Origin of the sequence: Geodermatophilus obscurus, from assembly GCF_900115395.1 — a bacterium.
Taxonomy (GTDB): Bacteria; Actinomycetota; Actinomycetes; order Mycobacteriales; family Geodermatophilaceae; genus Geodermatophilus; species Geodermatophilus obscurus_B.
Window position 1 is genome coordinate 436191 of the sequence record NZ_FOWE01000004.1, and the last position, 11964, is coordinate 448154.

At 75.5% G+C, this 11964-nt stretch carries 9 protein-coding genes; 3 read left to right on the top strand and 6 right to left on the bottom strand.

Annotated features, from left to right (window positions below; translation table 11 throughout):
- Positions 1–33: 33 nt before the first annotated feature.
- From BM165_RS10610 to BM165_RS10630, 5 genes are all read right to left on the bottom strand, one after another.
- Positions 34–855, bottom strand: coding sequence for a DUF1028 domain-containing protein (locus BM165_RS10610; protein ID WP_075013458.1), 822 nt, complete (start codon positions 853–855; stop codon positions 34–36).
- A 19-nt stretch (positions 856–874) separates the two neighbouring features.
- A complete protein-coding gene (locus BM165_RS10615) occupies positions 875–1543 on the bottom strand; it encodes a CoA transferase subunit B (RefSeq protein ID WP_075013459.1) in 669 nt (222 codons plus the stop codon).
- Entirely contained in the window at positions 1540–2343 is an 804-nt protein-coding gene (locus BM165_RS10620; protein ID WP_083427236.1) for a CoA transferase subunit A, read from the bottom strand. Before BM165_RS10620 ends, BM165_RS10615 begins: the two co-directional genes overlap by 4 nt.
- A 41-nt stretch (positions 2344–2384) precedes the next feature.
- Positions 2385–3185 carry a TIGR03089 family protein gene (locus BM165_RS10625; RefSeq protein WP_075013461.1) on the bottom strand — a complete coding sequence of 267 codons (801 nt, stop codon included), beginning with the start codon at positions 3183–3185 and terminating at the stop codon, positions 2385–2387.
- 71 nt (positions 3186–3256) lie between these two features.
- Positions 3257–4846, bottom strand: a complete 1590-nt coding sequence (locus tag BM165_RS10630) for an LCP family protein (protein ID WP_083427237.1) — start codon at positions 4844–4846, stop codon at positions 3257–3259.
- 211 nt (positions 4847–5057) lie between these two features.
- Between BM165_RS10630 and BM165_RS10635 the strand changes: the two genes are divergently transcribed.
- Together BM165_RS10635 and BM165_RS10640 are read left to right on the top strand one after the other, a co-directional pair.
- Positions 5058–5594 carry a phosphatase PAP2 family protein gene (locus BM165_RS10635; RefSeq protein WP_075013462.1) on the top strand — a complete coding sequence of 179 codons (537 nt, stop codon included), beginning with the start codon at positions 5058–5060 and terminating at the stop codon, positions 5592–5594.
- On the top strand, positions 5591–6616 hold the full coding sequence (locus BM165_RS10640; protein ID WP_083427238.1) for a decaprenyl-phosphate phosphoribosyltransferase: 1026 nt from the start codon (positions 5591–5593) through the stop codon (positions 6614–6616). The genes BM165_RS10635 and BM165_RS10640 overlap by 4 nt, the downstream gene beginning before the upstream one ends.
- Before the next feature lie 567 nt (positions 6617–7183).
- Here the strand turns inward: BM165_RS10640 and BM165_RS10645 are convergent.
- Positions 7184–8785, bottom strand: a complete 1602-nt coding sequence (locus BM165_RS10645; RefSeq protein ID WP_075013463.1) for an LCP family protein — start codon at positions 8783–8785, stop codon at positions 7184–7186.
- Between the two features lie 397 nt (positions 8786–9182).
- On the opposite strand from BM165_RS10645, the gene BM165_RS10650 reads away from it, so the two are divergent.
- Positions 9183–11960, top strand: coding sequence for an N-acetylmuramoyl-L-alanine amidase (locus BM165_RS10650; RefSeq protein ID WP_075013464.1), 2778 nt, complete (start codon positions 9183–9185; stop codon positions 11958–11960).
- Positions 11961–11964: the final 4 nt, after the last annotated feature.

Here is an 11964-nt window from a genome sequence, read left to right on the forward strand (position 1 = left end):
CCCGGGGGTCCCCGTCGGGACCCCCGGGCGCGCTCAGTCGAGCAGGCGGGAGACCGCGGCCAGCCGCGAGTCGCCGGCCATCGACGCCAGCCACGCCGACCAGCCCGGCCGCCGGCGCACCGCGGCCAGGGCCCGGCGGGCGGCCTCCCGGTCACCGCGGCGGGAGGCGGCCAGCGCGGCGTAGAGGTCGCGGGCGCCCTCCGGGGCGAACAGCGCCAGGGTCTCGTAGTCGCGCTCGTCGTAGGCCCGCTGCAGGTTGCGCAGCATCCGCAGCTGGGCGACCGGGTCGCCGGAGTCGTCGACGCGCAGGTCCATCCGCACGCCGTCGTCCTCCTCCGACGCCGGCCGGCCGCTGACGACGAGCAGCGCGGCCGACTGCCGGCCGCGCAGGTCCCCGCCGGCCTCCTGACCGGCCGACAGGGCGGCCAGCAGCCGGTCGGGCAGCGCGCCGCGGGTGGTCTCGCAGGCCCGCGCCATCGCCGGCAGCACCTCCGGCGAGGCGAGCATGTTGCCCTGCACGCTCCACCCGTCCCCGACGAGGTGGCCGCTGACCGGGAACGAGCCCGGGCCGGTGTCCGCGGCGACGGCGCCGCCGGGTGCGAGCACGGCGATCTGCCGGTCGACGTCCTCCGCGGCGTGCGCGGCCCGGCGGACCAGGACCGCCGGCGCCGTGCCCTCGGCCAGCCCGCCCAGCAGCACCCGCCCCAGGCCGCGCGGGCTGCGCGCCTGGACGGCGACGACGCCGACACCGGGCCGGGCGCTGGGCACCGCGCGGCCGACGGCGAGGATGCAGGAGGAGACCGCGATGCCCATGTCCCCGGTGACCGGGTCGTGGGCGACGACGGAGAACGTCACCGGGGGAGCGGTGCCGCGGTCAGACCGTCGCCGGCAGCGCCATCGTGGGGACCTCGCCGGGCACGCCCAGCGGAGCGCCGGTCTTCTCGACCACCTCGTCGGGCGTGACCCCGGGCGCGACCTCGCGCAGCACGAAGCCCTCGGGCGTGACGTCGACGACGGCGAGGTCCGTCACGACGCGGTCGACGCAGGCCTTGCCGGTCAGCGGCAGCGAGCACTCCCCGACCAGCTTGGGCGACCCGTCGCGGGCCACGTGCTCCATCATGACCACCACGCGGCGGGCGCCGTGGACGAGGTCCATGGCTCCGCCCATGCCGTTGACCATCTTCCCGGGGATCAGCCAGTTGGCGAGGTCGCCGCGGGGGTTGACCTGCATGGCGCCGAGGATCGCCAGGTCGAGGTGCTTGCCGCGGATCATCCCGAAGCTCATCGCGGAGTCGAAGAAGCTCGCGCCCGGCAGGATGGTGACGGTCTCCTTGCCGGCGTTGATGAGGTCGGGGTCCTCCTCGCCCTCGTAGGGGTAGGGCCCGACGCCGAGGACCCCGTTCTCCGAGTGCAGCACCACGTGCACGCCGTCGGGGACGTGGTTGGGCACCAGGGTGGGCATGCCGATGCCGAGGTTGACGTAGGCGCCGTCCTCGAGCTCCAGCGCCACCCGGGCGGCCAGCTCGTCACGGGTGAGGGTCATCGGCTCTCCTCGGTGGCCTCGTCGCCGGCGGCGGCCAGCGGTGCGGGGGACTGCCGCGGGCGGGTGGTGCGCCGCTCGATCTTCTTGCCCTCGGTGCCGACGACGACCACGCGGTCGACGAAGACGCCGGGCAGGTGGACGTGCTCGGGCGTGATGTCGCCGGGCTCCACGAGCTCCTCGACCTCGGCGATCGTGACCCGCCCGGCCATGCCGGCGAGCGGGTTGAAGTTCATGGCCGACTCGTGGAACACCAGGTTGCCGTGCCGGTCGCCGACCGCGGCGCGGACCAGGCCGAAGTCGGCGGTCAGGGCGGTCTCGAGCACGTACTCGGTGCCGTCGAAGACGCGGGTCTCCTTCGGCGCGGAGGTCTCGACGACGTTCCCGTCGGCGTCGTAGCGGACCGGGATGCCGCCGTCGGCGACCATCGTGCCGACGCCGGTCGGCGTGTAGAACGCCGGGATGCCGGCACCGCCGGCGCGCAGCCGCTCCGCCAGGGTGCCCTGCGGGGTCAGCTCGACCTCCAGCTCCCCGGAGAGGTAGAGGCGGGCCAGCTCCTTGTTGCCGCCGACGAACGAGCTGATCGTGCGGCGGATGCGGCCGGCGTAGAGCAGCACGCCCAGCGCCTGGTCGTCGACGCCGCAGTTGTTGGAGATCGTGGTCAGGTCCCGCGTGCCCTGTTCGAGCAGCGCGTCGATCAACCGGACCGGCACGCCGCACAACCCGAACCCGCCCACGGCGAGGACGGCGCCGTCGCCGACGTCGGCGACCGCCTCCCGCGCGTTCGCGACGACCTTGTCCATCAGGTGACCACCGCTCTCTCCCGGCGCGGCCGGCCGGCGACTCAGACGGGTCGGCCCAGCTCGCGGATGCCCTCGATCCGGAGACCGAGCGTAGCGGTGACCCGTTCGGCCTCCGCCCGCGCGCGCAGGGCGGCGGGGTCGGCGTGCCGGCAGAGGACGAGCGAGGCGCCACCGGCCAGGGGCGCGAGCAGCCAGGCGACCGGGCCGGCCTCGACGGCGGTCGCCTCGTCGACCAGCACCCGGTCGCCGGGGACGACGCCGAGGCGCCGGGCCAGCTCGCCGGCGGCGTCGGCGAGCCCGCCGAGCGTCAGGCCGGGACCGCCGGCGGTGAGGCCGGGGGAGGAGGGGTCCGGCGGCACGTACGGGGTGAAGACGTCGCCGTGCCCGCGGACCTCGAGCGCGAAGTCGCGGGCCGGGCCGGCGTACCCGGCCATGCCCAGGCCCAGCGGGTGCAGCGAGAGGCCCATCAGGTCGGGCAGGTCCTGCTCCTCCAGCGGGGGGAGCCGGTCCTGGGCGGCGAGCACGACGTCGGCGGCGTCGAGGCGGCCGTCGTCCTCGGCGGCGGTGTCGAGCACCGCGGCCCCGCAGCTCCAGGTGCCCAGCAGCACCGCTGCGGTCTGCCAGTGCACCGGCAGCGCGACGGCGACGGTACTGCCGGGGCCGACGTCGAACTCGTCCTGGAGCAGGTTGGCCGTCTTCGCCACCCAGTTCGCCAGCGTCGTCGCCGACAGCTCGACCCGCTCGCCGGTGGCGTCGTCGTAGGCGGTGACCAGCGGCGCGGCCGGGTCCCGGCGGAGGGCGGCGGCGAGCAGGTCCGAGGGGGTCCTGGGCGCGGTGCTCATGCCCCCAGCCTCCCAGCCGGGCCGCGGCGCAGGGTCCGGGCCCGGGCGTGCGGAGCGGGAGTGTCCTCCCGCTAGTTGATGCAGGTGGTGTCGGCCGCCGTCCGCGGCTGCTCGGCGGGCTCCCCGGACCCGCCGGCGTCGGGCGCCCGGACGGGCGATCCGACGGCGGTGAAGTCCGAGCCCAGGACCAGCTGCACCGTGCCGGCGGAGGCCTCCTCGCCGACCTCGGTGGCCGCTCCGGGGACCTGTGCGGCGACCGTGGCGGCCAGCGCCTCGTCGCCCGGGGCGTGCCGGACGACGGTCTGCTCGTAGTCGCTGCTGTCGGCGTTGCCGGTCTCGGTGACGGTGAAGCCGGCGGCCTCGAGGTCCGCCGTCGCCTCCGCGGCCAGGCCGGGGGTGCCCGAGCCGTTGTAGACCTCGACCGGCACCTCGGAGGGCGCGACGGTCTCCGGTGCCTCCGGGGCCGGGGCGGGCGTCTCCTCGGGCTCGTCGGACAGCTGGGCGAAGAAGGCGCGCAGCGTCTCCTCGTCGGCCAGCCGCAGGATCGAGCGGCCCTGCTCGTCGCGCTCGTTGCCGGCGATCGGCACCGTCTGGAACTCGATGCTGCCGGCGGTCACCGACTGCATCTGCTGGGCGAGGTCGAGCAGCACCAGGTCACGGTCGATGGTCAGCGACTCCGACGCCGCCCGGACGAGCTCCCGCTGCTTGCCCAGGTCGAGCAGCACGTCCTGCGACAGCATCTTGCGCAGCACACCGCCGATGAACACCTGCTGGCGGACGATGCGGTCGAGGTCGCCGCGGGGGAGGGCGGCGGAGCCGTCGGGGCGGACCCCGTGGCGCTGGCGCACGAACGCCAGCGCCTCGGCGCCGCTGATCGTCTGCTCCCCGGCCGGGAACACCGCGCCGGAGTACTCGGAGTCGTCGACGGCGTGGCAGAGGTTGACCTCGACGCCGCCGACGACGCTGGTCAGCTCGAAGAAGCCGAGCAGGTCGACCTCGGCGTAGTGGTCGATGCGCAGGCCGGTGAGCAGGCTCAGCGTCCGGATGAGCAGCTGCGCGCCGCCGGCCTGCTTCTCGGCGTCGGACCCGTCCACCGCGGTGTAGCCGTAGGCGTAGGCGGCGTTGAGCTTGTCCATGCCGTGCCCCGGGATCTCCACGTAGGAGTCGCGCGGGAACGAGACGAACGACGCGCTCGACCCGTCGGCGGGGACGTGCGCGAGGATCATCGTGTCGGTGTTGATGCCGGAATCGGCGCCGGCGTTGAGCTCGGCGAGCTGCTCGGGGGTGAGGGCGGCGCGGCTGTCGTTGCCGACCAGCAGCAGGTTCATCGCCTCGGGCGCGCCCCCGGAGTCGGCGTTGCCGTCGGCGGGGATGGCGTCGGTGCGGTTCACCGTCGCCTCGGCCACCCGGCCGAGGTACCAGCCCCAGCCGCTGCCGGCCAGCAGCACCACCGACAGGACGGCGGCCATGGCCCGGCCGGCGACGACGGCGCGGGGCGTGCGGCGCCGCGGCGCGGCGGGCGGCCGGTGCACCGGCCCCGTCCCGTGGCCGTCGGCGGCGCCCGGGGGACGGTGCCGGGAGTGGCGGCCGGCACGCGGGTCGAGCCGCGGCGGGATCGGCCGGCCCGCGGGGTCGCCGTGCTCGTTGCGGTCTCGGCTCACGGACCGAAGGGTAGGGGCGGGCAGGACCACCGCGGGGCCCGCGACGCCGGAGGGGCGCCGATCCCCGCGGTGGGGTGCCGTCCAGCGGCGCGACCGGGCCGGTCCGGGGGGTGGGGCGTGTGTGGGGTGCGGGGCCGGTGTTCCGCGTGACGGGACAGTTCACCCCGCGGCTCCCGGGCCGCGCCGTCGACGGCTCTACAGTCGGATCCCGATGACCGCCGACCCGCTGGCCGCGCTCACCCGCGCCGACCACGCCCTGCTCCGCAGCACCCGCCGGGCCCTCGGGGACACGCCCGCCGTGCCCGCCGCCCGCGCGCTGTCCCTGTTCGGCGAGCACGCCCTCGGCTGGCTCGCCCTCGGTGCCGTCGGCGCGCTGCGCGGCAGGGACCGCCAGGACTGGCTGGCCGGGTCGGCCGGGGTGTTCGCCGCCCACGCCGCGGGCGTCGTCGTCAAGCGCGTCGTCCGCCGGGTGCGGCCCGCGCTCGAGGACGTGCCCGCGCTGGTCTCGACCGCGGGCCGGCTGTCCTTCCCCAGCGCGCACAGCTGCTCCACCGCGGCGGCCGCCGTCGGCTTCGGCCCGCTCGTCGGCCGGCCCCTCATGGCCGGCGTCACCGGGCTCATGCTCGTCTCGCGCGTGCTGCTGGGCGTCCACTACCCCTCCGACGTCGTCTCCGGCGCACTGATCGGCGCCGGTGTCGGCTCGGTGGTCCGGCGTCGTCTGATCACCACCCGAGGTTGGAAGGCATGACCGTGACCGTGTCCCCCCAGTCCCGCCCGGCGGACCCCCGCCCGCAGACCCCCGCGGACGCCGCGGCCCCGGTCCCGGCGCCTCCCACCCCGGAGGCCGACCGCGCTCCGGCCGACCCGCCGCTCCCGCCCCGGCTGGACGGGTGGCGCGGCTCCTTCGCGTGGGCCGTGGTGCGGTCGGTCCGCCCGCGCCAGTGGGTGAAGAACGTCCTGGTGCTCGCGGCGCCCATGGCCGCCGGCGTCGTGCACCGGCCGGAGGTCCTCGGCCCCACCGCGATCGCGTTCGTGCTGTTCTGCCTGGCCTCCTCGGCGGTCTACCTCGTCAACGACACCATCGACGTCCGCGAGGACCGCCGGCACCCGAAGAAGCGGTTCCGGCCGATCGCCGCCGGCATCATCCCGCGTTGGCTGGCCGTCGCGATGGCCGTCGTCCTGTTCGCGGTGGCGCTCACGGCCGCCGCCGTCCTGACGCGGCCGGCGCTGGCCGGCGTGCTCGGCACCTACGTCGTCATCCAGCTCGCGTACTGCACGTTCCTGAAGAACCAGCCGGTGATCGACCTCGCCGTCGTCGCCTCGGGCTTCCTGCTGCGCGGCATCGCGGGCGGCGTCGCCGCGGGCCTGGAGCTGTCGCAGTGGTTCCTGCTGGTCGCCGCGTTCGGCTCGCTGTTCATGGTCGCCGGCAAGCGGTACTCCGAGCTCGTCGTCCTCGGCGACGCCGCCGCGACCCGCAAGACGCTGCAGGAGTACTCGCCGAGCTACCTGCGCTTCGTGTGGAGCCTCTCGGCCGGTGTCGCCTCCACCGCCTACTGCCTCTGGGCGTTCGAGATGAGCCGCATGCAGCAGGGCGTCCCGTGGTCGACCATCTCCATCGCCCCGTTCGTCATGGGCGTCCTGCGTTACGCCCGCGACGTCGACAAGGGTGCCGCCGGTGCGCCGGAGGAGATCGTCCTCGGCGACCGCGTGCTGCTCGCCCTCGGCCTCCTCTGGGCCGCCCTCGTGGCGATCGGCATCTACACCCGCTGACGCACCCGGCCGGCGCGACGCGGCCCCCGGCGCACCCGCGCCGGGGGCCGCGTCGCGTTCCGGGGAGGTGCGGCGGTCGTCCGGTGGCCGGGCGCGCCGGCGGGCGGACACCGGTGAGGGACATGCGGGCTGGGGGTGTGCCGGCCGGGCAGCGGCACGGTGCGGCCCGGGCGGGGGGGCCGCGGTCGTCGGGGTCGCCGGAGGGAGGCACGACGGCGGCCCCGGGCCACGGTCGCCGAGGTCGGCGTGCGGGCCGCTGCCTGCCGGACGGCTCCGGGCGCGGCGGCCCGCACCCACGGTCCGTCGGCGAGGGGACCGACGACCCGGCCGGCCCGGGTCGCCTGCGCGGACCCGTGACGCCGGCAGCACCGGGCACGGGGCCCGGCCTCCCTCCGCCCCGGAGCGGTGGTGCGGGGCCGCCGGCACCACCCGGGCACACCGCCCCGGGCGCCGGGTCACCGCACCGGAGGGAGGACGTCTCCGCGTCCGGTCCCGGCGACGGCACCGCGCCCCGCACGCAGAGGGGCCCGGGCGGTGTCACCGCCCGGGCCCCTCCGGAGGGAGTCCTCAGTTGATGCAGGAGGTGTCGGCCGCCGTCCGCGCGTCCTTGCCCTCCGTGGCCGGCGCCTCGGGCTGGGCCGGGGGCTCGGTCACCGGCTGGCCCACGCCGTTGAAGTCCGCGCCCAGGACGATCTGCACGGTGCCGGGCGTGGGGTCGTCGGCCTTCTTCACCTGGGCGCCGGGGACGGCCGCGGCCAGGGCACGCGCCGCGGCCTCGTCGCCGGCCGCGTGCCGGATCTGCGTCGTGGCGTTGTCGGAGCTGTCCGCGTTGCCGGTGCCGGTCACCACGAAGCCCGCCGCCGTCAGGCCCGCGGCGGTCTCGGCCGCCAGGCCGGGCGTGCCGGAGCCGTTGTAGACGGCGACGTCCACCTCGCCGGGCGCCACGGTCTCCTGTGCGGGCTCCTCCGCCGGCTGCTCCCGCTGGGCCTGCGGCTCGGCCGACAGCTCGGCGAAGAAGCGGTGCAGCGTCTCGGTGTCCTCGAGCCGGAGGATGTAGCGGTCCTGCTCGTCGCGGTCGTCACCGACGTAGGGCACCGTCTGGAAGTCCACGCTGCCCAGGTCCACCGACTGCATCTGCTCGGCGAGCCGGAACAGGTCCAGGTCGTTGTCCACGGTGAGCGAGTTCGCCGCCGCCTGCACGAGCTCGCGCTGCTTGCCGAGGTCGAGGAGGACGTCGTCGGACAGGATGTTGCGGACGACGCCGGCGATGAAGACCTGCTGGCGGATGATCCGGTCGAAGTCGCCGCGGGGCAGCCCGTGCCGCTGCCGGACGAACTTCAGCGCGTCGGCGCCGGAGATGGTCTGGACGCCGGCGGGGAAGACGGCGCCGGAGTAGCGGGTGTCGTCGACCGGCTTGCACAGGTTGACCTCGACGCCGCCGACGACGCTGCTGAGCTCGAAGAAGCCCAGCAGGTCCACCTCGGCGTAGTGGTCGATCTGCAGGCCGGTGAGCTGGCTGATCGTCTGCACCAGCAGCCGGGCGCCGGAGGCGCGCTTCTCGTCCTCGGCGAGGCCCTCGTCGGCGTCGCCGTAGCCGTAGGCGTAGGCGGCGTTGAGCTTGTCGCTGCCGTGGCCCGGGATGGCGACGTAGGAGTCGCGGGGGAAGGACACGAAGGACGCCTTCGACCCGTCGGCCGGGAGGTGCACCAGGATCATCGTGTCGGTGTTGAGGCCGCTCGACCCGCCGGTGTGGAGCTGGTCCTCCTGCTCGGGGGTGAGGTCCGCGCGGCTGTCGCTGCCGACCAGCAGCAGGTTGGTCGCCTCGGGGGCGCCGCCGGAGCCGGAGTTGCCGTCCGACGGGATCGCGTCCGTACGGCTGACGGTCGCCTCGGCCACGCGGCCGAGGTACCAGCCCCAGCCGCTGCCGGCCAGCAGCACCACCGACAGGACGGCCGCGACGACGCGCCCGACGGCCACGGCCTGGCGCCGGGAGCCGCCGGCCTGCCGGTCGGCGGCCTCGCGGCCGGTCCCGCTGCCCGCACCGGCGCCTTTCCCGGCGTCCTTCCCACCGGCCGCCCGGGGCCGCGCCGGCCGGCCGGCGCGCGGGTCGAGCCGGGCGGGGAGCTGCGGTCCCGGCGGGCGGCCCTGGTCGTTGCGGTCTCGGCTCACGCGGCGAGGTTAGGGGCGGCCCGATCGCCCGACGGGGTTCCGACACAGTGGGAACGCTCCGTCTCATCCCCGCCGGCACCGGCAGTCCGCCTGGTCCCGCCCGGCACCGCACGACACAGCCGTCACACGTCTCCGACCTGCGGTCCCGCCGGGCGGCGCCACCCCTGGGCCGCCGCCCGGCCGCCGTCGGGACGCCGTCCGCCGGCGGGTGCGGACGGTGGTGGACGGATCCGTCACGGGCGGGGGACACGGGACCGGTGGTGCCGTGGTGACGGGGTCGTGGCGGTTCCCGGCGTGTCGTCGACTCAAGCTCGGGGGGCGCCGTGCCGATCCTCTGGGGACAGCCGGCCGTCCCACGGGGGACGGCCGGACCGCACCACACCGGAGGTCTGCCCTCGTGCGCCGCCTCGTGACGGGTTCGCTCGCGTCCCTCGTTTTCACGGGCACCTTCCTCGTGCTCCCCGTCTACGCGCAGCCGGGTCCCGAGCCCGAGCCGGTCGCGGCGAGCAGCGACGAGGTCCCCATGGGGTCGGTCGACGCCCCGGCCGCCGACGCCGACGTGCAGGAGGGGCTCACCGACCCGGTCGCGGGCGTCGCGGAGACCCAGCCCGTCCTCACCGTCACCCGGACCGACGTCGACCGGTTCTCGCTCGTCGGCGTGACCTGGGCGCACGACCCGGCGGTGACCGACACCCTCGTGCAGGTCCGCGTCCAGGACGAGACCGGCGCGTGGGGTGGCTGGACCGAGGTCGGCGTCGAGACCGCCGAGGTCGCCGAGCCGGGTGCGGACGTCCGCGGCGGCACCGAGCCGCTCTGGACGGGCCCGAGCACCGGCGTCGAGGTCGAGCTGGTCACCCGGTCCGGCGCGGCGCCGACCGACGTGCAGCTCGACCTGGTCGACCCGGGCTCCTCGCCGGCGGACTCCGCCCTCGGGACGCCCGACATCCAGGACACCGCCGACGCCGCGATGGACATGCCGGACGTGTACTCGCGCGCCCAGTGGGGCGCCGACGAGCGGATCCGCACCTGGAACCCCACCTTCGCGCCGACGCTGAAGGCCGCCACGATCCACCACACCGCCGGGTCCAACGCCTACACCGCCGGCCAGGTCGCCGGGATCATCCGGAGCATCTACGAGTACCACGCGGTCAAGCTCGGCTGGGGCGACATCGGCTACCACGTGATCGTCGACAAGTACGGCCGCATGTGGGAGGGCCGCTACGGCGGTCTGTCGAGCACGGTGGTCGGCGCGCACTCCGGCGGCTTCAACACCTCGACGTTCGGCGTCTCGATGCTGGGCAACTACGACGTCGTCGACACGACACCGGCGATGATCCAGTCGGTCTCGGCGATCATCGCGTGGAAGTTCGCGCTCTACGGCGTGCACCCCGCCGGCACCACCACCCTGACCTCCAGCGGCGGCGGCACCTCGCGGTTCGCCGCGGGCAGGCAGGTCACCCTGCCCACCGTCTTCGCCCACCGCGAGGTCGGCTCCACCGCCTGCCCGGGCCGCTACGGCTTCGCGCGCATGGGTGAGATCCGCGCCGGCGTCTCCGACCGCATGCGCGGCGTCAGCGACGGCATCGCCGAGCGGTACGCCGCCGACCAGGGCCTGCGCACCACGCTGGGTGCCCCCGTGGGGTCGCCCCGCATCGAGGACGGGGTCCGCTGGCAGCAGTACGCCTCCGGGCGGATGTACTGGAGCCCGTCGACGGGCGTCCACGCGCTGTGGGGGGACATCCTCGCCCGGTACCTGGCCCTCGGCGGCCCCCGCGTCCTGGGCGCGCCGACGTCGGACCACCTGCCCACGCCCAGCGGTACCGGCTACTACGCGACCTTCCAGGTCGGGAGCATCTACTGGACCCTCGGCGTCGGCCCGCGGTGGGTGAAGGGCTGGGTGCTCGACCGCTACGGCGCCCTCAACCGGGAGGCCGGCCTGCTCGGCTACCCGACGTCGGAGGAGCTGCCGGCCGCCGGGGGCGTGTACCAGCAGTTCCAGGGCGGGGTCGTCTACTCGTCGGCGTCGACCGGGGCGCACGAGGTGCACGGCTGGGTCCTCGACAAGTGGACCGCGATGGGCCGCGAGAAGGGCATCCTGGGCTTCCCGACCTCCGACGAGGTCAGGACCGGCAACGGCGCCTACGGCTCCTTCCAGCGGGGTGGGGTGTTCGCGTCGTCGGCGGGTGCCTTCGAGATGCACGGGTGGATCTGGGACCGGTGGGTGGCTGCCGGTGCCGGGAGTGCGGCGGTGGGGTTCCCGACCTCTGATGAGCGGCGTGCTCCTGACGGGCGGGGGGCGTTCAACACCTTCTCCAACGGGGTGGTCTACTCCTCGGCCGCCACGGGGGCGCACGAGGTGGTGGGTGCGGTGGCCCAGAAGTGGCTGGCGCTGGGCGGGCCGGGCTCGTTCCTGGGGTATCCGGTGGCCGCGCCGAAGGCGTTGACGGGCAAGGGCACCGTGTCGCGGTTCCAGCACGGGTGGGTCTACGCCTCGCCGGGCACGGGTGCCCATCCGGTGCACGGGTGGATCGGTGCGCTGTGGCAGTCGATGGGCTATGAGCGCAGTGCGCTGGGTTATCCGACGTCGGGGGAGCAGCGTGCCCCGGACGGGGTGGGGGTGTTCCAGACCTTCACCGGTGGGGTCGTCTACTCCTCTCCGCGCGGTGGTGCGCGGGCGGTGCAGGGGCCGATCGAGGACAAGTGGACCCGGCTGGGTGGGTTGTCGTCCTGGATCGGGCCGCCGGTGACCAACCAGCTGACGATGCCCGACGGGCGGGGGCGGGCGAGCGTGTTCGCCAGCGGTGCGGCGATCTACTGGTCGCCGGGCACCGGGGCCTTCGAGGTGCACGGCTGGATCCGGGACCTGTACTCCTCGCTGAACGCCGAGCAGTCCTTCCTGGGGTACCCGACCTCGGACGAGACGCCGGTGGCCGGCACTCCGGCGGTGGTCGCCACCTTCCAGGGTGGGCGGATCTACTCCTCGCCGCGGACCGGGGCGCGGGAGGTGCACGGGCTGATCCTGGGCCGTTACCTGCAGGAGGGTGGGCCGACCTCGGCGCTGGGGCTGCCGACCAGCAACGAGTACGGCGTGCGCGACGGGCGGCGCAGTGACTTCCAGCACGGGTCCATCACCTTCAACTCCCGGACCGGAGCCCTCACCGTCACCACACGCTGACAGC